This window comes from Kiloniella antarctica (assembly GCF_042682825.1).
Lineage (GTDB): Bacteria > Pseudomonadota > Alphaproteobacteria > Kiloniellales > Kiloniellaceae > Kiloniella > Kiloniella antarctica.
In genome coordinates this window covers 1,229,015-1,249,076 of the sequence record NZ_JBHUII010000004.1, presented here as the reverse complement: position 1 = coordinate 1,249,076, position 20,062 = coordinate 1,229,015, and the positions used below count along the sequence as shown (strand labels likewise).

Here is a 20,062-nt window from a genome sequence, read left to right as displayed (position 1 = left end):
TGTGGTGCAGCTCTTTTGGCTGCGGGGTGTGCCTGTTTTCACACCTCTTTTGCCTTGAGCGTAAAACAACTCAGAGCTTTGCGCAAACGTTCAAGGCTGCTCTATGGGGATTGTGGTTACTTGGCCGTAAGTGGCAATTGTTCAAATAGGGAGTTTGGGGCTTTATAATAAAGAGTTACAGGGAGGCAGCAGCCCTTGATGCTTGGTCGTAAAGGCCGGAGATACTACGTAGTACCTGAGCAGTGTGCGAGATTTCATCAGATTTTGAATCCGTGGAGACTGCAGGATCGATTAGACAGAGTTCTCGAATTTTACGGTACTCCGAGCAGGCTTCTTCACCTTGTTCTGTGGGGGAGTAGAAGATTTCTTTGCCTCGTTTTGTGCCTTTTACCAGCTTGGCTTTGATCAGCTTCTTTAAGGAGTAGTTGACTGTGTGAGGATCTTCGACATTGAGGACGAAACATATGTCGTTCAGGCGTTTTTCTCTGTTGCGGTGGTTCACATTGTGGAGCACGAGAACATCCAAAGGATTGAAATCCTGGTGGCCCGCCGCATTCATGCAGCGGACCATCCAGCGTGAAAAGCCGTTAAAGGCGATGATCAATCCGTATTCCAATTCACTCATCTGCCAACCGTGTTCACTCGCCAAGTGCTCCGAAGAAACAATCGGGCGGGGTGGTTTTGGCGTGTCGGTTGAATCAGACATAACGGACCTTTTTCGTGAGTGATTAAAACATTGCCTAAGGTGTGACATCATCCTGTCTACATGTTGTTGGGAAGATAAGTCACGATCTCTGGTACGGCAATGATAATAGCGAGTGCCAGAACCAGAAGACCAAAGAAAGGCAGGGCTGCTTTCGCGACTGTCAGTATGTTTCTTCCCGTTAGGGCCTGCAGGACAAAGAGGTTGAAGCCGACAGGCGGTGTGATTTGTGACATCTCAACCACGATGACGATATAGATACCAAACCAAAGTGGATCTATGCCTGCTTGTTCGACCAGTGGCATGATTACAGATGTGGTGAGGACAACGACACTAATACCGTCTAAGAAACAGCCCAGCACGACAAAGAAAACGGTAAGGGCTGCAAGAAGCCCGTAAGTGCTTAAGCCCAGGCCGCCAATCCATATCGCCAGTAATTTGGGGATGCCTGTAAAGCCCATGGCGACAGTCAAAAAGGCAGCTCCTGCCAAAATAAAGGCGATCATGCAGGACGTTTTGGTTGCTCCCATAAGCCCTTCCATAAAGGAGGCCTTGTTAAGGTCGCCTGTATACCACGATAGGAGAAGCGCGAGTGTGACGCCAACAGCGGCGGCATCTGTAGGGGATGCAATGCCAGAATAAATTGAGCCGATAACGCCGGAAATCAAAATGATGACCGGGAGCAAACTTTTGGCGCGTTTTAGTTTTTCAACAAAAGAAATTTGTTCGATGATATCCGGAAGTTGGTCTTTGTTCAGTAAGGCCCAAATGGCGACAAAGCCGACAAAAAGAGCGACCAGTAATAGTCCGGGTATTACGCCTGCGATAAAGAGACGGGCGATAGATTGCTCGGTAGCAACGCCATAAACAATTAGGATGATTGATGGTGGGATGAGAAGTCCGAGAGTTGCGGAACCCGCGAGAGTGCCGATCATCATGCTTTCGGGATATTTACGTTTGGATAGCTCGGGTATGGACATCTTACCAATGGTTGCTGCGGTTGCTGCGGAAGAACCGGATACCGCTGCAAAAATGGCGCAACCAAAAATATTCACATGTAAAAGTTTACCTGGGATCTTTCCCATCCAGGGGGATAGGCCGCTAAACATATCTTCGGATAGGCGGGAGCGGAATAGAATCTCGCCCATCCAGATAAATAACGGTAACGCAGCAAGAGCCCAGGAGTTACTCGCACCCCAAGCGGTGGTGGCGAGGACATCGCCAACGGGCGCATCGGTAAAGGCAACCATGCCAAAAAGGCCAACGCCAAAAAGGGAGAAGGCAACCCAGACACCAGATCCAAGTAGGGCGAAAAGGGTCAGTAACAAAAGAAGTGTGAGATAAATTTCAGACATTTTATGACCCCTTATTCCGCGTGAAGATCAGCATGATCTTGTTCTAGTAAGTTCTCACCTTTGCCTTCATAGCTCGGCTTGTGACCGCAGAGCACGCAGATCAACTCGTCGAGAAGGGCAAGGGATAAAATGGATAACCCGATGAGCATAGGCATCATGGGTATCCATATCGGTATGGCAACTATGCCGGGGGATAAATCGTTATAGATAAATGATTCATGAACCAGAAATCCGGTATAGACTGTGAAGTATAATGCCATTACTGCGGCTATGCCTAAGCACCAGATTTCGACAAAATTACGGATTTTGGGAGAGAAATGCTGCAAAAGTAAAGACACACGTATGTGGCTACCATCTCTTAGGGTGTAGGCAAGGGCCAAAAACGATGCGCCAGCAAGGAAAAATCCTGTAAAATCCGCGTAAGATGGAATTGTCAGTCCGATAGCTTCGCCAGTTATCATGCTGCTTAATCGGTCAGCTAAGTTGAGTGCGACCTGAGCCATGACGGTGAGACAGATTGCGACAATGAAAAACGCCGCTGCCCATCCACTGATGGTGTATATTTTATTGAGGAGCTGTCGCATGGTCGGGCTCACCTTTAGCTGACGATCATGTTATAAGAATATCTGTACGAATGAAGGCAGAGTATCCTTAATAAAGTATGGGCGGTCCTCTGTTTAAACAGAGAGACCGCCCATCAGGAAAAATTAGTTGCTGTAGGAGGACAGAATTTCTGCGCCTTCATTGCCAGCTGTATCTTTCCACTCAGTGAGCATACCGTTGCCGACCTCTTTCAAGCCTGTCATCAGCTTCTCTGCAGGTGGATTAACAATAATCACACCGTTGTCTTTCATGATTTTAATTTTGTTTTTTGTTTCGTCTTGGCTCATTGCCCAACCACGTTTTTCAGCTTTTTCAGCTGCAGCAAGAACAAGCTGTTGAGTGGTTTCGTCCAGTTTGCGCCAATACTTCTTGTTGATCACAACGATGTTTTTAGGAACCCAAGCCTGGATATGAGTATAGTGAGAAACGAAATCCCATGCTTTGCTGTTTGCGCCAGTAGAAGGAGACGTGATCATGGCTTCAACGCGTCCTGTAGCATAGGCTTGTGGAATGTCAGGGACTTCTACTTGTGTTGGTGCCGCACCCGTGAGAGAAGCGAACTTTTCCAGTGTTGCGTTATACGCCCGGAATTTCAATCCTTTGAGGTCATCAACGGAAGTGATCTCCTTCTTTGTATAAAGACCTTGTGGTGGCCAAGGAACAGAGAAAAGAGGCATCAGGCCTTGTTTGTCGAGCAACTTGCTGATTACGGGTTTTTGCGCGGACCACAATTTGCCAGCTTCATCGTAATTGGTTGCGAGGAAAGGAAGTGAGTCAGCGCCAAAAGCAGCATGTTCGTTGGACAAGCGGGAGAGGAAGAACTCACCAATAGGCACTTGTCCACTACGGACGGCATTTTTGATTTCTGGGTGTTTGAAAAGCGAGCCAGCTGAATGGACTTTGATTTTCAAGTCACCGTTTGTGGCGGCTTCAACATCTTTGGCAAATTCAATGATGTTGGCGGTGTGGAATGTTTTGTCGGGATAAGGTGTAGGCATATCCCAAGTATCTGCAGATGCGGTCGCAACGGTTCCCATAGCAAGAACTGCGACACCAGCGGTGAAGTTACGTAACATTTTCATTTTGAAAACCTCCCAGGGTTTCTGTAATTCGGCCTCTATTTATAATGGCCATCACGTTTTTATTGGCTCGTTCTTTCCTGAATTACACGAAGGGAAATACGAGTTTTTCTCTTTATTTCTGCGTGAAGAATGAGCCGAGTAACGTGTGTCATCATTTACGCATAATTCAACAATGACGTTTTGTTGACAAATAGTCAATAAAACAATAACGATTTGTTGTTGAAGTGTACCCGATGCTGTAGTTCAATATAAGAAAAACGAAGAGAGCTAACGTGGATATTCGAGTCCTTACATTGGGTGATAGCGCCTTTACGATTGAATTTCCGGCTCTAAAAGGGGCCTTGGGGGCGCGGCGCGTGCGTGCTTTGCGTGCCCGAGTACAAGACGAAACTGATGTGGGGGCATTGGTTGGTATTTTGGATGTAATATCCGCCAGCCGTTCTCTTACGGTATGTTTAGATCCCTATATCGCTGATTATGAGCTGGTGCGTGCACGTGTTGCTGCACTGGCACAAGAGTCTGCGAGTGAAGTGGAGAGAGCAGGGCCAATTTGGACACTCCCAGCTTGCTACAGCGGCGAATATGCCCCCGATTTGGATGATGTTGCGCAAAGAAGTGGTTTGAAATCCCAAGAGGTTGTTGATCTTCATAGCTCACTTATTTATGACGTTTTTCTCATCGGCTTTCTTCCGGGGTTTGCTTTTTTGGGAGAAATTGACGAAAGATTACGGTTCCCGAGGAGGATCAGTCCCCGTGTGAGAGTACCTGCTGGATCAGTTGGCATCGCTAATGAACAAACAGCCGTTTATCCTTGGGAAAGTCCGGGTGGCTGGCATCTACTTGCAAGGTGCCCGGTTCCTTTTTTTAATTCGGCATGGTCGCAGCCAAGTTTGTTATCTCCGGGTGGACGTGTTCGGTTTGATCCTATTTCTATCTCAGAGTATGAAAAATTACAGGGTGAGCTGAACAGCGGTCAGTTGAACCCACAATCTTTTCTTATGGAAAAGGGAGGGATTTGATGGGGGCGATCCTTAAAATAATTTCTCCAGGAATTGTGTCCTCCATTCAAGATCAAGGCCGACGAGGTTATGCAGGGTTTGGGGTACCGAGAAGCGGTGCTGCTGATTCTGTTGCCATGCAGATTGGAAATGCTTTAGTTGGTAATGATCCTTTTGTTCCTGCAATTGAATTCCGGTTTCTTGGCCCAAAAGTAGTTGCGGAAAAGGGGCGTCTTCGTCTCGGACTTGCCGGGAATATCACTGCTGAACTAACGTTGGCTGAAAATGGAGAAAAGCAGAGTCTTTCTTCTTGGCAAACGGTCAATCTCAACGAAGGAGATGTACTCTCAGTTTCTTCACTGGAATCTGGGGCAACAGGATATCTTACTGTTGAGGGAGGGATTGAACTCACGCCGATCCTTGAGAGTTATTCTACATATGCCAGAGCAAAACTCGGCGGTGTTAACGGGCTGCCGTTACAAGCTGGAGATAAGATTACAGCAAAGTTGGATGCATCGCGCGACGGTATGGAGAAAATCGTCAATCTTCCGCCAAACTTAGACGTGAAAAAAGTCCGCGTTATGCTGGGACCGCAAGAGGATTATTTCACGGAATCTGAAATTGGCAAGTTTTCAAACGAAGTCTATAAAGTGAGTCCTGATGTTGATCGTATGGGAATACGAATGGAGGGCGTTGAGCTTTTGCCGCGCCCCGAAAAAGGTAGCGATCTGATCTCTGATGGGCTTGTCCCAGGCTCTATCCAGATACCGGGAAGCGGACAACCGATCATACTCTTTGTCGACTGCCAGACTATTGGCGGATATCCCAAAATTGCGACGGTTATTACCGCAGACCTTCCTGTTTTAGGGCAACTTGTACCTGGTGATAACATTCGTTTTGAGTTGGTTAGTTTGTCTCAAGCTCAAGCCGCATTGCGCGAGCAGAGTTTAGTTATTCAAACGGCTATCGAATCAATCTCTGAATACTTTGGCGAAGGCGTGATGGATCTAAAGGCGCTCTACCAAGCCAACTTGATCGGGGGTGTTGTTGATGCAAACAAGTCCGGGCATTTCCCCGGCCACCTAGAGGGGAAATAAAATGAAATTAGTTAATTTGAATGCCGATATGGGCGAAGGTTTTGGAAAATACGGTATTGGTAATGATACGGCCATGTTGGAGGTTATTGGTTCTGCAAATATAGCTTGTGGATATCATGCAGGTGATCCTTTGGTGATGTCGACAACAACCCGAAAGGCCAAAGAAAAAGGCGTAAGTGTTGGGGCGCATCCGGCTTTCCCTGATCTACAAGGCTTTGGACGCCGGAAAATGATACTCCCGCTGCCGGAACTTGAAGCGATGATGGTGTATCAGATCGGCGCTTTGATGGCCGTTGCTAAAAGTCAAGGGACGAGTGTTACTCATGTGAAGCCTCATGGCGCCCTTAACAATATGGCAGCTGAAAACATAGAAATGTCGCGGGCAATCGCGCGGGCAATTAGCTCTATTGATCCGACCCTTATTCTTTTGGCAACAGCAGGGTCGTGTCTGTGTACTGCGGGTCTTGAGCTTGGCTTGCCAACAGCGGGTGAAATCTTTGCGGATCGGACGTATGATGAGAAGGGTAATTTAACACCGCGCTCTCAACCCAATGCGGTTATTCACGACCCAGAACAATCTGCTGATCAGATCCTATCTTTTCTTGATGAAGGTAAGATTATTACGCCATCTGGTAAGCGTATAGACACACCGATACATTCCATTTGTGTGCATGGTGATACGGCAGAGGCTGTTGCTATTGCGAATAGAGTTAAACAACGTCTTGAAAGTGCCGGATATACGTTGGTTACTTTGCCGGAGGTCATGAGTTCTTAGGGGATGTAGAACTGTAATAAGGTTACATGCTCCGTGGTCGTTCAAGTAGTTGATCAATAAGAGTTTCGATTGTAAAAATTCTGCGCGTAAAGCATCTTATTTTTAGAATAACTATGTAACTCTGCCTCGTGCAAGAACGGGCGTCTTTTCAATGCGATTCCCTTCAATTAAATAGACATGATCCACCATATTTGTGACGACACAGGCGTGGTTGGGAATTATGTGTATAAGTTCACCGACTTTTGGCTGCCAGGTGCTTTCTGAGAGATTTATGATCCCGTGCTCTTCACTCAGAGATACGAGTTGTGCATCCGGTGCTTCTACGATCAAGCCGAAACCCTTCATCCCAAGGAGGTCTGAGGTGAGCATCTTTGATCCTGCATCTATTATGGCGCGATCCGGTGTTGGAGTGCTGACAACAGTTGCGCGGACGCTAAGAGCACAATCGTTTCTGGTGCAGTGACCTGTATTTATAAGAGACCTGTCGTTATAAATATATGTACCAGAGCGATGCTCGTCAGCGATTGGAACCTCTTGGGATTTCCACATATTTGGCGTGCCGCCACTGCTTATCTTTGGGCAGGGAAGGTCGTTAGTGGCGAGGGCATCTTTTGCTTTCTTGAGCCAATTTTCCACCTGCTGAGATTTTCCCATCGGAGGGTAGGTCATCAGGCCACCTAAGGTTAATCCCTTTGACGAGTAAATAATTTTTGCGAGTTCAACAACTGCATCCGTCGTTTGAACGCCGCAGCGTCCCGCGCCAGTATCACATTCAATGAGAATTTCCAGAGATTTTTTTTCTTGAGAAAAAGTCTGACTCAAACCCTTAACGACAACCGCATTGTCTGCGACGACAGATAAGTTACACCGTCTCGCCAGCTTCGCGAGCCTAGCCAACTTGCTTGCTCCCAAAATATTGTAGGTAATGAGGATATCCAAAATTCCAGCATCCGCCATGACTTCTGCTTCGCCAATTTTTTGACAGGTTATGCCAACGGCGCCAGCGGCTATTTGAAGTTTCGCCATAGAGGGGAGTTTGTGAGTTTTTATATGAGGTCGTAGAGCGATGCTGTATTGGTCACAGTGTTCCTGAAAACGGGTGATATTTTTTTTTGCCACTTCAAGGTCAATAAGAACAGCGGGCGTTTCGATGATTTTCTCAGAACTCATTCTAAAGAATCTTTCAGTGCAAAGTGTGTAATAGAAGCGATGTACTAAAGAGAGGCTTAGTCACCAATTGGCTGGGGATCTGTGTTGCCGTGCAGCGCGGTTAAGCTGGCGCGAATACGCCGGAGAGTCTCTTTGGTTTTGTCCGGCATTTTTCGGGCAACGGAAGCTGCAAGAATGTCGATAATAGCGAGGAAAACCAAACGAGATGCCGTGGGTTTGTAAATGTCAGGATCTTCTGGAAGATCGATGCCGATTGTTAGAGCGCAAATCTCTGATAACTCAGAGTTCGGGCGGGTCAGGCAGATGGTTGTGGCGCCATATTGGTTGGCAATTTTTGCGGTATCAATTAGGGCCCTTGGCGTTCCTGTAGATGAAATAAAAAACATAAGATCTTCAGGGCCAAGTGTAGCGGCATGCATCCGTAACAGATAAGCGTCGTTCAATGATAGAGAGGTGATGCCAAGTCGAAAAAAACGATTGGCTGCGTCAAAAGCAACGGTTGTTGAGCCGCCGCCAACTCCGCAAAAAATTAATGTCTTTGCTTGGGTGATGGCATCAACGGCACTTGTAATCTCATCTGGGTTAAGTTGATTGTGCGCAAAATTTGTTGTGGAAACCAAGGCGTTCAATACTCGATCAATGGCACTGTACGCTCCTGTACTTGGATTTTCTGAACGCGATAGGTACTGAAGACTGACTGCAACATTTTGAGCCAGTTGGATCTTAAAGTCCTTAAAACCATCACATCCCAATTTTCGACAAAACCGAATGACGGTGGGTTCGCTAACTTCGCAAGCCTTGGCAAGATTGCTGACACTGGTTTGGCTGATCGTTTCAAGGTTTTCGAGGACATAGGTTGAAACCTGCTGTTCTCGTGCTTTGAAGCTACCATCCATTTTCCGTAGTTTTGTGATGAGATCAAAAGTGCCAATCAAATCTAATGTTCCTTGCGTGATTTTTTAATTCATTTTGTTATCTGTGATGTTGAATTTTAACAATACACTACGTAGTTTAATTACACAAATTGATGAAACTCTAAAAAAACAGCTCCAATTTATATAAATAATTTAGATATTGTTTAATTTATGAAGCTAAATTACGTAATTTGCCTTTACAAGGCACGATTCTTGTCATTATACGTAATTAAGCTACATTTTGGAGAGTTGGATGAAAAATTTTGCGACAAAGGCCAGTGAAAAATTAAACTGGATAGTAGAACGGTTTGTCGCATTACTCATGCTCTTACTCGTACTGGATGTTTGGTTAGGTGTGATGGATCGTTATATTTTCCATTGGCAGCTCCCTTGGCCAGAAGTATTGGCGAGATATTTAATGATATGGGCGGCGTTATTGGCTATCTCTGCGGGTATCGCCCGAAGAGAGCATATCGGTTTATCAATACTTCTTGACAGGGTGCCAAAGTTTTTACGGAGGACTTGCCTCTTCTCCGTTGATATTTTTACCTTTTGTCTTTTTGCTTTTTTGTGTTGGTACGGCATCGATTTTGCCAATGGTGGCAGCAGCCGTCAGGCGATGATCTTTGATATGACACTCGCCATGCCTTTTGCTGCAATTCCGGTTTCAGCTGCGATCGCAGCGCTTCAAGTCCTGTTCGTCGCTTTCAGAGATCAAGGGCAGGTAATGACACACACAAATGATGAGGTGATGCAATGATTGTTGGAATAGCATTTGTTGTCCTGGTCCTCATTGGGATGCCAATTGGTTTTGCGCTTGGTTTGGCCGGAGTGTTGGGACTGATTGATATGGGAGGCGGATCGTTTCTTGCGCTGGCGCCCAGCCGTATGTTCAACGGGTTAAACATTTTCCCATTTTTGGCGATGCCATTTTTTATCCTTGCTGGTGAGATCATGAATCATACGGGGATTACGCACCGTTTGGTTTCGCTCGCACAGACGCTGGTTGGTCATTTTAGAGGGGGCTTGGCCCACACGAACATGCTGGCATCTGTTTTCTTTGCGGGTCTTACCGGGGCTGCGACTGCCGATGCCGCGGCCTTTGGAAAAACCCTGGTTCCAGCAATGGTAAAGCGTGGCTACAGTCGTGATTATGCCTGCGCGGTTACCGCTGCAGGATCAATTATTGGGCCGACCATTCCGCCTTCTGGGTTGATGGTTGTTTATGGCTCACTGATGGGGGTATCAATCGGCGGGCTTTTTGCCGCGGGTATTCTGCCAGGACTGTTGATTTGCTTTGTCTGCATGGTGGTTATTGCAATCGGCGTTAAGGCAAACAACCTGCCCGAAGCAGATAAACGAGCCAGCTTTCGCGAATTTTTGACTATCTTTAAGTCGTCGATTTTAGCACTTTTTATGCCTGTCATTATTCTTGGCGGTATTCTCGGGGGGATCGTCACGCCGACGGAGGCCGCATCGATTGCCGTGGCCTATGCACTGTTTATTGGTGTTTTTGTATACCGCTCAATCTCGGTCCCTGATTTTATTGGGATGCTCATTCGAACTGCCCGGATTACAGGGGTGATCTTTGTTATTATCGCCTTTGCTGCAATTCTTGGCTGGTGGTTGAGCTTTAATCGCATTCCTCAAGAATTGGCACAGGCCATCGTTTCTATCTCAGATAACAAATACATCATCATTGCTCTGATTATAGGCATGTTACTGGCCGTTGGCATGGTGATGGATATTACGGCAATTTTGATCCTGCTTGCCCCTGTTTTAGTTCCTCTAACTGAGCAGGTTGGTTTAAACCCAATCCACGCCGGGATCATATTTGTTCTCGCGTTGAATATCTCCTTGATGACGCCGCCCGTAGGGGCTTGTCTCTTTGTACTGTCATCGGTCACGGGGGAAAAGCTTGAGAAAATTGCAGCAAAACTGTGGCCTTTCTTGATCGCAGAGGTAGCAATTTTATTCATTTTTGCTTTTTGGGAGGACCTTGCCTTGGCTCTTCCGCGCATGCTGGGGTTCGCTTAGATCTCAGATATTAGGGAGGGCGATTGCTCCCCGTCCTATTGGATGTATGTGATCAATAGGTCGAAACAGTCGCTAAGTTTGGGAAACAAAATCAAAAGAAATATTGGGAGACATAATAATGAAATTCATGAAAAAAGTAGCTTCGTCGGTCGCCGTTGCTGCCGTACTTTGTGCAAGTGTAAGTGGTGCTATGGCGGGACCAAAGGTCCTTAAGTTTGGCCATGATAATAAAATGGATCCGTTTGAAAACCCTGCTCATGCCTGTACAGCCGTATTTGCCAACATTGTTGAGGCAGATACCAACGGTTCAATCGAGGTTGAAGTCTATCCATCAAACCAGCTTGGTTCGGCAAAAGAACATGTTCAGCTTGTCCGCGATAATGTCATTCAGGCAACTCTGACATCAACGGGGGCGATCTCATCCTACTATCCACGTATTGATGTCTTGAATCTGGCTTTTGCTTTTGATCATAACGCGGCGACTTATGATGTATTTGATGGTCCTTTTGGTGCTGCGCTTTCCAAGGATATCGAAGAAACAGTGAGCGGTGTTAAAGTGCTTGGTTTCCCGGACACAGGCGGTTTTTTTGCGGTAACTAATTCCAAACACGCGATTAAAAACCTTGAAGATTTTAAGGGTATTCGTGTCCGTACCATGACGTTGCCCTCACACCAGAAAATCATTCAATCTCTTGGTGGAGAAGCTTACCCTCTCGCATGGGGCGAAGTTTATTCCGGTCTGCAGACAGGTGTCATTGATGGACAGATGAACCCGGTCCCGACCATTTCTTTTGCCAAATTTGCTGAAGTGCAAAAATATATGACGCTAACCAATCATCTTTTTGCGCCCTATACTTTCATGGTTTCTAAAGCATTTTGGGATGATTTGACGGCTGATGAACAACGGGTTTTGAACTATGCAGCGAACTCATGTGTTGTTGCGAGCCGTGGTCTGAGCCGCGTTATCGAAGCGTCTGACCGTGGGCTTGCGGGGCTAAAGGATAAAATCGAAGTTACAGCTCTTTCCGCTGAATCCCGTGATCAGTTCAAGGCAGCAGCTCAACCTGTTGTTCTTAAACACATCGAAGAAACACTCGGTGCTGAAGGGGTTGCGTTGTTGGGGATATTCCAAAAAGAATTGGGTAATGCCAATACACGGAGCTATTTAAAGTAAGCTTTGTACAGAAAGGGAGAGAGGGTTTTTCCTCTCCCTTTCACTTCAATACGTTTGGTTTCTAATATAATTGTGAGGCTTCCTTGTGCGGGTATTTTGCGCATCTATTGCGACAGAAACGAATACATTTTCTCCTTTAAGGGCAGATATAAGCGATTTTATGGAAAGCTTTTATGCTGCTCCCGGGGATCATCCTGAGACACCAACACTTTGCAGTGCCGTTTTCCCTGTGTGCCGTCGCCGATCACAAGCAGAAGGCTGGGAACTGGTAGAGGGAACAGCCACCTGGGCTGAACCCGGTGGTATTGTTAATGCGCAGACTTGGAACCGATTGCGAGAAGAGGTTCTTGAACAGCTAAAAGCCGCGATGCCTGTGGATGCTGTTATTTTAGGCTTGCACGGAGCCATGGTTTCGCAGAATTGTCAGGACTGCGAGGGACAGCTGCTTTCGAAAGTCCGCGATATCGTCGGGCCCAATACTATTATTGGGGCGACATTGGACCCACATAGTCACCTTTCTCAAAAAAGAACGGATGCTGCAGATATACTGGTGGCGTTTAAAGAATTTCCTCATACGGACTTTGTCGAGCGGGCCGAGGATTGTGTTGATCTGGTTTTGCGCGCGGTAAGAAGCGAGATCAAGCCCGTGATTCACGTTGCTGATTGCAATATGATTGAAGTATTGCCGACAAGCCGGGAGCCAATGCGCAGCTTTGTCGATAAATTACAGGAGCTAGAAGGGAAAGATGGCGTGCTTTCCTTGTCAGTTATTCATGGGTTTATGGCGGGTGATGTCCCTGACATGGGGACAAAGATCTTTGTTGTCGCAGAAGAGAACGCCGAGGAGCCTTACCAGTTGGTTAAGGACCTGAGCAAGGAGCTGTATTCATTCAGGGGCAAGACCCGACCTGAGTTTCTGCCACCTGATGACGCCGTTAAAAAAGCTATGTCTCTTGCTGATGGACCCGTTGTTATCGCTGATGTTTGGGATAATCCTGGGGGTGGGGTGCCGGGTGATTCCACAATTCTTCTCCGTACACTCGTTGAAAACAATGTACAGAACGCAGCCGTGGGAACCATCTGGGATCCAATGGCGGTGCGAACCTGTATATCTGCGGGTGAGGGCGCGACACTTAAACTTCGTTTTGGCAGTAAGATGTCTGATACGGCGGGTGCGCCGATTGACGCAGAAGTCAAAGTGCTAAAAATTGTCCGCGATGCTACTCAGGACTTTGGTAAATCAATTGTCCCGTTGGGGGATTCAGTTGCTATTGAATACCTTGGGATTACCGTTATTCTCAATTCAAACCGCAGCCAAAGTTTTGACCCCAGTTTGTTTAGCAATCTTGGCGTAGATCCCCGATCTCAAAAAATCCTGGCGATAAAATCGACTAATCATTTCTACGATGGCTTTAAACCTATTGCTGCAGATATTCTCTACGCAAGTGTCGATGGTCCCTATCCAAATGACCCGCGCACAACGAAATATCGATATGCGCGGTGCGACATTTGGCCAATGGTGAGTTGAGTTTAAGTTAAGTTTTGGTATGGCTCTTTTCTGAAATATCCCAAAACAACCCCGCCATATTTTTGAGGCCATCGCGAGATATGGATTTTAAAATGTGCTCGTCTGGAGCGTGTTGAGAACACCCCGCATAAGAGTGCGGCACCCAAACGGTTGGTAACTTTAGAATATCACTAAAGGTATCGTTTGGGAGAGATCCTGCAAGGTTGGGTAGAAGGTGCGGTATTTTCCCAGAGGTCTTGGTTATGGAATTAGCCACAAACTGTACCCAGGGATGATCGGGATCTAATCTGGTTGCATTAAAAAGAGCGTCATCCCCAGGAGTAATGTCAACGTTGGCAAAGCGGTTCTCATCAAGGTGCTTTCGCAGAGCGGGTAAGATCTGGTCGACGTCGGTACCAACGACAAATCGCAATTGACAGTGGGCCGTGGCGTGACCCGAAATCGCGTTTACGGGGGCTTCCGGGATACCACTTTTCATGGCGAGTATGGCAAACGAGTTCCAGCCGAAAGCACGTTCAGCAGGATCAAGATCAAGTTCACCCCAATCTTCATCAATGGTGGGACCTCCTCCAACAGGCAGACCTTTTAAGGCTTTGCGGATTTCTGGTGTCAGACTTGTTGGACGCCAAGCCTCGATTTTAATCTGGCCTCGTGCATCTGTGATCGTGGCAAGAGCATGGGCAAGTATGATTGCAGGGTCAGCAAGAAGCCCACCCCAATTACCCGAATGGTTGGCACTCTCTCTTAGGTTTACTTCTAAATCAAAGTTGATTGCTCCACGAGATCCCATAAAAAGAGTCGGTGTGTCTGGTTTCAGGCGAGGACCATCAGAGGCAATCAGGACGTCAGCTTTTAGGCGATCTTTATGTGATTTAAAAAAATCTGCAAGTCCTGCTGAGCCTGTTTCTTCCGAGGTTTCTATAACGATTTTTACATTGAATCCAAGGTTGCCACGGGCCTGAATAAGGCACGAAAGTGCAGCCAGATTAATCAGGTGTTGGCATTTGTTGTCCGCGGTGCCGCGACCATAAATTCTCTCACCTTCGACGACGACACTAAAAGGGTGGAGACCTGTGCGCCATTGATCTGTCTGTGAGCGAATAACATCGCCATGGCCGTACGTTAAAATAGTTTCAAATTGTGGGCTTTCAATACGTTCACCGATAAGTAACGGCCCTCCGCTTGGGTCGGGATTTACAAATATTTCGGTCTGAAAATCCATAGCCGTCAATAAGGGAGTTATCTCTTCTATAAGATAACGATAAAGCTCATCACGTTGATCTGGATTTTGACTTTCTGTTTCCACAGCGACCAACCGTGACAGATCTTTTAAAAAGGTACCATCGTCAAAATAAGTCTCTGCTTTTTGGATTGTGACTTCGCGAGTTGTCATGAGTTGACGCCTTTTTCGCTAACCGCATCACCCCAAGGAGACATGATTTCGGTACATCCCATGTTTAGATTTTTTTCTCTCAACACACCTGCCGGACAGGCAAAAGCGTAAGGGAAGACCGTACGTTTTGTGGTCGCAACCGTATTGTCGCGGGACAAGGCCTTAATGATCTCAGGAGAAAGATTTTCATCGGCAATAATAGCATCACCACCAGAGGCATCCATTCGGGGGTGGTGAAAGGCTTCTTCCAAGGGCATGTCATAATCGGTCATGAACGAAGATAGATGCATTACAGCAGGCATAATTTTACGTCCGCCCGATGCGCCGATGGCGAAGCGACGGTTACCCTTTTCTCCGATGACAGGACAGACATTCATGAGGCATTTTTTGTCTGGAGCTAAAGAATTGGGATGGCCTGGTTCAGGGTCAAACCACATGATTCCGTTGTTCATCAATAACCCAGTCGAGGGTGAAATAACACGTGATCCGAAAAGTGATAACAAGGTTTGGGTCATGGACACCATGTTGCCGTGACGATCAACAATGGAAAAGTGGGTCGTGCAAGAAGGAGAATGGGGTGCATCCTGGTCTCCCATGGTTGTCAGACGTTGTGTATAAGCAGCTTTGAGAGCGGCTGCGTAGGATTGGAAAGCTTCTGCATTTGGATTTTTTCCGCTTGGAGTGAACATGTTTTCCATCTGTCCAAGCGTATCTTTCAGTGTGGGGCCTGCGGTTAAGGTCGGTGTCGCAAGCAGGCGACTATCGCGGTAGGAAATTTCTAGGGGCGATTCAAAGTTAACAGAGTAGCTCGCGAGGTCTTCCATAGAAAGAAACCCGCCTTTGTCTTGTACATCCCTGACCATTGCCGCAGCGATATCACCCCGATAAAAATCTTGTGGCCCGGCTTCAGCCAACTGACTCAGAGTGTCTGCGAATTTGGAGAGGCTAATGCGTTTTTCGGATAAGGCTGTCCATCCCGCGATCGTAGGCCATTGACCGTCTTCTAAAAACAGCGCCGCTGCATCGGGATCGGCAGAAAGAGCCCGGGTTGCTGAAGCAATAACGAGTGCAGCGTACCAATCGACATGGAGACCCGCTTTTGCCTCTTTGATTGCCGGCTGTAATAAGTCATGCCATGACATCTTCCCAAAGGCTTGATGAGCTGTCGAGGCTCCCGCGACTGTACCGGGAACGGCGATAGAAAGAGGGCCTTGAACATTTTTGTCATCAACAACCGATTTCCAGGGGAAAAGGTCGGCAGCTTTCCCATCTTTTGCCAAGGGAAATGCTTTGGGGTCTAAAGCTTTTGGGGATTTCATACCATAGGTCAGTGCGTAACCTTTTTGCTCGTCTTCCCGCCATATCATCATAGCGCCACCACCGGCAGGGCCGCTCATCCAGGGTTCAAGAACACCCATGGCAAAAGAGACGGCAACTGCAGCGTCTACGGCATCGCCGCCGTCTTCGAGAACGGCGGCTCCAATTTCAGCAGCCTTCACATGCTGGGCAGCAACAACACCCCCGGTGGTAATAGAGACAGGCTTACGGATGGTTTGCGATCGGGAGAAATTATGGTTCACGGGAATAGTCTTTCGCTAGGAAGGATGAGCATGGATATTTTATACGCGGCCAGTTTGTCCTGCTTCTTTATCGAGGTCAAAGGGAGAGGCCGCGAAACTCATATAATTTTAATAAAACTGACAGATCCAAACAATAAAAAGCAACTTGATATGAATTTTTGAAATTTCTCGGTTAACCATATTTATTTATTAACAAGATGATTTTATCCTTAAAGGAATTCGAAGGGTGGAGTCCTGAGGTAATTGCACACGATGGACGACATAAATTAAATATTAGATAGGGGATAAGTATGCTTGAGATCGTATCGCTTCTGGCGGCATCCGTAGTGGCGGTTTTGTTGTTCAGTCGATTAGGTCTTGGCTCTGTCCTTGGATATCTTTTTGCTGGTGCGGTTATTGGGCCTGCAGGACTTGCGTTGGTAAATGATGCTAATTACATGCGTCATATTGGTGAGTTTGGCGTAATTTTTCTTCTTTTTCTTATTGGTATAGAGATTAAGCCCCAGCGTTTATGGGTGATGCGAAAACTGGTATTGGGGCTTGGCGGGTTACAGGTTGCAATATCAGGATTAGTCATCGCCGCGCTAGCCTATTTCGCGTTCGGTCTTGCAAAAGAAACTGCGTTGGTGATCGGGTTTGGTCTTGCGCTTTCTTCGACGGCTTTTGGAGTCCAAATTTTAGCAGACAAACAACAAACCACCAGTCATTGGGGACGAATTAGTTTTTCAATTTTACTTTTTCAAGATTTGGCCGTGGTGCCGCTCTTAATCCTATTACCGTTGTTAGCGCTGGGAGAAATGCGATTTTCTGTATCCATGGGATTTGCACTAATCCAGTCGATTGGGATTTTTATTTCTGTCCTGGTGGTTGGACGCTTTGCGATCAACCCGTTATTGCACACCATTGCTCATAGCAAGAACAGTGATGTCTTTGTCGCTATGGCGCTTCTTCTGGTTCTTGGCTTCGCGTGGATCATGGAACTGGTGGGGCTCTCCATGGCTATGGGCGCTTTTATTGCGGGCGTATTATTGTCTGAGTCTGAATACAAACAACAGATTGAGGCCGATATTATGCCTTTCCGTGGTTTGTTGTTAGGACTGTTTTTCATGAGTGTTGGCATGTCGTTTGTGCCTGCATCTTTGGTTGCTAATCTTGATCAGGTTGTTCTCGGCGCCATCGTTTTAATTGGTGTCAAAGCTTTGGTAATTATCGCTTTAGCAAAGTTTTGGAAAACCCCGCTTTCCATCGCAGTTCGGTGCGGATTTTTGTTGTCCCAAGCGGGTGAGTTCGGCTTTGTCCTGTTCACTCTTGGAGATAGCCTTGGTCTTTTGCCGGAAGGGATGATGGAAACTCTTATAGCTGTCATTGTCCTGAGTATGGCGCTGACACCCTTTATGGTGAAGGCGAGCGAAATCATTGCTCATAAACTTAAATCTGCAGCTTCCTATGCCATGGAAACTTCTGAGCCTGTGCCTGAACGCCCCGTAATTATAGCGGGTTTCGGTCGAGTTGGGGAGGTCGTCGCAGGTATGTTACGCAATGTTGATGTGAGCTGTATTGCTGTGGACATGGATGCAAAGAAAGTCGCTGAAGGCAGAAGACATGGGTATAATGTTTTGTTTGGTGATGCGAGCCGACCAGAGATCTTACGGGCTGTTGGCGCTGTACGGGCACGACTGATGGTTATTACGCTTGATGATTATAAGGCGGCAGAGAGTGTCGTGCGGACCATGAAACGTTTATATCCGGACGTTCCTTTGCATGTACGTGTGCGCGATTGGGAAGATGCGGATCATTTCACGAGATTGGGGGTCTCCCATGCCATACCCGAAACAGTTGAAGCGAGTTTGCGCTTAGGGGCTTCTACGCTTGAAGCCGCTGGGGTTGGTGAAGATGAACGACGTGACCTGTTTGAGTTCCTGCGCGAAGGCGATTATGAAAAACTCAGGGATTATCACAAACTTTAGCCAAGGTTATTTGAAGTGATAGTGACGCAGTACAAGTCACTTATAGCAGTTGATGGTAGGGACAGAATCAGATTTGGGTACGCCGTACTGGCCGATTTCTATTGCACCGTGTTGTTTCTTTTTGTCAGCACGGTTGGTGTTGGTGTTGGTGTTGGTGTTGGTGTTGGTTCGGCGAAGTATATTTTGTTAAATGGCATCGTCCTTAATGGTTCAAGATCGATCAATAATGGTAATGCCATTTTTTAAAAGGTATTGATCAACTTTATTCTGATAAATCGAAATTGTGCTGAATAACCAATTCTCGAAAATGTCTTCTTCGGTAGAATGTTTGACGTCTTTCTGGTGGTAGATTGAATAGGTTTCGACACTTTTTAATCCATAACGATAAGGCATGACTAAGTCCGCGGCTTGGATGGCGGATAGGGCTAAAAAGCTATCGCCAATGGTGATCCCCCCTCCTGCAATTGCGGCCGAAAGACATAATGTTGTTTCATTAAAGACAGTTCCAAAATCTGTTATTCCTGGGTTCTCGTATTCTGTATATTTAAACCAGTCATCCCAAGGGTTGTAATTTTTATCCAGTAGGAAGTGAGTGTTCTCACTAAAACCCTGTGAGGTAATATGAGTACGCGCATATTCAGGAGAGCAGAGCGGTAGGTCGATCCAGTGGCATAATTTTTTTTCTTGTAATGAATCGTTTTGGTAAGTTCCTTGCGGTCCATAGAAAATACGAAAATCAAAATCCTCTTGCATACGGAAGTGGCCATTTTTTTCAGCAGTGATTTCTACCGATATTCCAGGATATTGAAGTAAAAATTGTCCAATCTGGGTTGCAAGCCATGACGAGGCAAAGTCACGCTCCACCAGAATTTTGATTCCCTGCGATACCCTCGCTTGATTTGAAACTCGCTCCATTGTTGCTGAGATTAAGTCAAAGGCCTGTTGCAGTCCGACATAAAGCTCAATCCCGATCGGGGTAAGTTGTATGTTGTTACTCGACCGGTCAATGAGCGTACAGGACAACTCATTCTCGAGTAGCTTGATCTGCTTGCTCACTGCCGGGCGCGTAACAATTAATTCTTCAGCCGCAAGGGTGAAGCTGCGATTTCGTGCAACAGCTTCAAAGGCCCGGAGTGCCGTTAAGGATCTTCGTTTCCGCAATTTATTTAATCCTTATGGTAACTTTAATTCACCATAAGGGAATATATTTAATTCGGCAATCAACAGATTTATCTGTAGTGATTTTATGACATTTGATGTGTAGGTACATGTGTATCTGCTCTGGATAATTTTAAAAGAAGGCCGTAATGACGACACCAATCAAATTTTCATGCACTGGTCCTAAAGGATGGATAGAAACTCCTGATGGGCCGTTAGAGACTGCTAAATTAATTGAAGGCTCACCCGAAGGGTTAGACCATGTTTACTTTGAAAGATCCGAGAAAAAAATCACCTCGGGGATTTGGAGATCGTCACCTTACACCGAATATTATGAAAGCTATCCTTGTGATGAATTCATGTACGTTCTGGATGGACACGTCATTTTAAAAAATGATGATTTTGAAGAGAAATATGAAAAAGGTGATGCTTTTCTCTTGCCGAAAGGCTTCAAGGGATATTGGAAACAACCTGTCTCAATGTTGAAATATTACGTCATAATTGGGTGACTTAAAGTTTCGTTTCTTG

The 20,062-nt window shown here is 46.4% G+C and carries 19 protein-coding genes; 10 read left to right on the top strand and 9 right to left on the bottom strand.

All coding sequences use genetic code 11. The annotated features are described in order from the left end of the window. Positions 1–175: 175 nt before the first annotated feature. From ACFSKO_RS12830 to ACFSKO_RS12815, 4 genes are all read right to left on the bottom strand, one after another. Positions 176–754: a winged helix DNA-binding protein gene (locus tag ACFSKO_RS12830; RefSeq protein ID WP_380252152.1), complete on the bottom strand. Its 579-nt coding sequence runs from the start codon at positions 752–754 to the stop codon at positions 176–178. An 8-nt stretch (positions 755–762) separates the two neighbouring features. Continuing rightward, complete coding sequence (locus tag ACFSKO_RS12825) at positions 763–2,058, bottom strand: TRAP transporter large permease (protein ID WP_380252150.1); 1,296 nt, start codon at positions 2,056–2,058, stop codon at positions 763–765. A gap of 11 nt (positions 2,059–2,069) precedes the next feature. Further along, positions 2,070–2,642 carry a TRAP transporter small permease gene (locus ACFSKO_RS12820; protein WP_380252148.1) on the bottom strand — a complete coding sequence of 191 codons (573 nt, stop codon included), beginning with the start codon at positions 2,640–2,642 and terminating at the stop codon, positions 2,070–2,072. A 123-nt stretch (positions 2,643–2,765) separates the two neighbouring features. Continuing rightward, on the bottom strand, positions 2,766–3,743 hold the full coding sequence (locus ACFSKO_RS12815) for a TRAP transporter substrate-binding protein (RefSeq protein ID WP_380252146.1): 978 nt from the start codon (positions 3,741–3,743) through the stop codon (positions 2,766–2,768). Positions 3,744–4,015: 272 nt separating this feature from the next. Here ACFSKO_RS12815 and pxpB point away from each other — a divergent pair, with 272 nt between their 5' ends. From pxpB to ACFSKO_RS12800, 3 genes are read left to right on the top strand one after another with little or no spacing between them, the layout of a single operon-like run. Then, on the top strand, positions 4,016–4,762 hold the full coding sequence (gene pxpB / locus ACFSKO_RS12810) for a 5-oxoprolinase subunit PxpB (RefSeq protein ID WP_380252144.1): 747 nt from the start codon (positions 4,016–4,018) through the stop codon (positions 4,760–4,762). Further along, complete coding sequence (locus ACFSKO_RS12805; RefSeq protein ID WP_380252142.1) at positions 4,762–5,838, top strand: 5-oxoprolinase subunit C family protein; 1,077 nt, start codon at positions 4,762–4,764, stop codon at positions 5,836–5,838. The genes pxpB and ACFSKO_RS12805 overlap by 1 nt, the downstream gene beginning before the upstream one ends. Before the next feature lies 1 nt (position 5,839). After that, positions 5,840–6,613, top strand: coding sequence for a LamB/YcsF family protein (locus ACFSKO_RS12800; RefSeq protein WP_380252140.1), 774 nt, complete (start codon positions 5,840–5,842; stop codon positions 6,611–6,613). 111 nt (positions 6,614–6,724) lie between these two features. Here ACFSKO_RS12800 and ACFSKO_RS12795 read toward each other — a convergent pair whose 3' ends face one another. Beyond that, positions 6,725–7,783 (bottom strand): D-TA family PLP-dependent enzyme, encoded by a 1,059-nt coding sequence (locus ACFSKO_RS12795; RefSeq protein WP_380252138.1) that lies wholly within the window; start codon positions 7,781–7,783, stop codon positions 6,725–6,727. A gap of 56 nt (positions 7,784–7,839) precedes the next feature. Further along, positions 7,840–8,718: a MurR/RpiR family transcriptional regulator gene (locus ACFSKO_RS12790; RefSeq protein WP_380252136.1), complete on the bottom strand. Its 879-nt coding sequence runs from the start codon at positions 8,716–8,718 to the stop codon at positions 7,840–7,842. 232 nt (positions 8,719–8,950) lie between these two features. Here ACFSKO_RS12790 and ACFSKO_RS12785 point away from each other — a divergent pair, with 232 nt between their 5' ends. From ACFSKO_RS12785 to ACFSKO_RS12770, 4 genes are all read left to right on the top strand, one after another. Next, positions 8,951–9,457, top strand: coding sequence for a TRAP transporter small permease (locus ACFSKO_RS12785; RefSeq protein WP_380252134.1), 507 nt, complete (start codon positions 8,951–8,953; stop codon positions 9,455–9,457). After that, positions 9,454–10,734 carry a TRAP transporter large permease gene (locus tag ACFSKO_RS12780; protein ID WP_380252132.1) on the top strand — a complete coding sequence of 427 codons (1,281 nt, stop codon included), beginning with the start codon at positions 9,454–9,456 and terminating at the stop codon, positions 10,732–10,734. Before ACFSKO_RS12785 ends, ACFSKO_RS12780 begins: the two co-directional genes overlap by 4 nt. 118 nt (positions 10,735–10,852) lie before the next feature. Further along, on the top strand, positions 10,853–11,908 hold the full coding sequence (locus ACFSKO_RS12775) for a TRAP transporter substrate-binding protein (RefSeq protein ID WP_380252130.1): 1,056 nt from the start codon (positions 10,853–10,855) through the stop codon (positions 11,906–11,908). An 85-nt stretch (positions 11,909–11,993) separates the two neighbouring features. Further along, entirely contained in the window at positions 11,994–13,436 is a 1,443-nt protein-coding gene (locus tag ACFSKO_RS12770) for a M81 family metallopeptidase (RefSeq protein ID WP_380252128.1), read from the top strand. A gap of 7 nt (positions 13,437–13,443) precedes the next feature. On the opposite strand, the gene ACFSKO_RS12765 is transcribed toward ACFSKO_RS12770, so the two are convergent. After that, positions 13,444–14,829 carry a M20 family metallopeptidase gene (locus tag ACFSKO_RS12765; RefSeq protein ID WP_380252126.1) on the bottom strand — a complete coding sequence of 462 codons (1,386 nt, stop codon included), beginning with the start codon at positions 14,827–14,829 and terminating at the stop codon, positions 13,444–13,446. Beyond that, positions 14,826–16,409 carry a gamma-glutamyltransferase family protein gene (locus tag ACFSKO_RS12760; RefSeq protein ID WP_380252124.1) on the bottom strand — a complete coding sequence of 528 codons (1,584 nt, stop codon included), beginning with the start codon at positions 16,407–16,409 and terminating at the stop codon, positions 14,826–14,828. The genes ACFSKO_RS12765 and ACFSKO_RS12760 overlap by 4 nt, the downstream gene beginning before the upstream one ends. A gap of 290 nt (positions 16,410–16,699) precedes the next feature. Here ACFSKO_RS12760 and ACFSKO_RS12755 point away from each other — a divergent pair, with 290 nt between their 5' ends. Beyond that, a complete protein-coding gene (locus ACFSKO_RS12755; protein ID WP_380252122.1) occupies positions 16,700–18,376 on the top strand; it encodes a monovalent cation:proton antiporter-2 (CPA2) family protein in 1,677 nt (558 codons plus the stop codon). A 21-nt stretch (positions 18,377–18,397) separates the two neighbouring features. Beyond that, a complete protein-coding gene (locus tag ACFSKO_RS12750; protein ID WP_380252120.1) occupies positions 18,398–18,622 on the top strand; it encodes a hypothetical protein in 225 nt (74 codons plus the stop codon). Here ACFSKO_RS12750 and ACFSKO_RS12745 read toward each other — a convergent pair. Further along, positions 18,587–19,537, bottom strand: a complete 951-nt coding sequence (locus ACFSKO_RS12745) for a LysR family transcriptional regulator (RefSeq protein ID WP_380252118.1) — start codon at positions 19,535–19,537, stop codon at positions 18,587–18,589. The genes ACFSKO_RS12750 and ACFSKO_RS12745 overlap by 36 nt on opposite strands. Before the next feature lie 146 nt (positions 19,538–19,683). Here ACFSKO_RS12745 and ACFSKO_RS12740 point away from each other — a divergent pair, with 146 nt between their 5' ends. Beyond that, positions 19,684–20,043 carry a cupin domain-containing protein gene (locus tag ACFSKO_RS12740; protein WP_380252116.1) on the top strand — a complete coding sequence of 120 codons (360 nt, stop codon included), beginning with the start codon at positions 19,684–19,686 and terminating at the stop codon, positions 20,041–20,043. Positions 20,044–20,062: the final 19 nt, after the last annotated feature.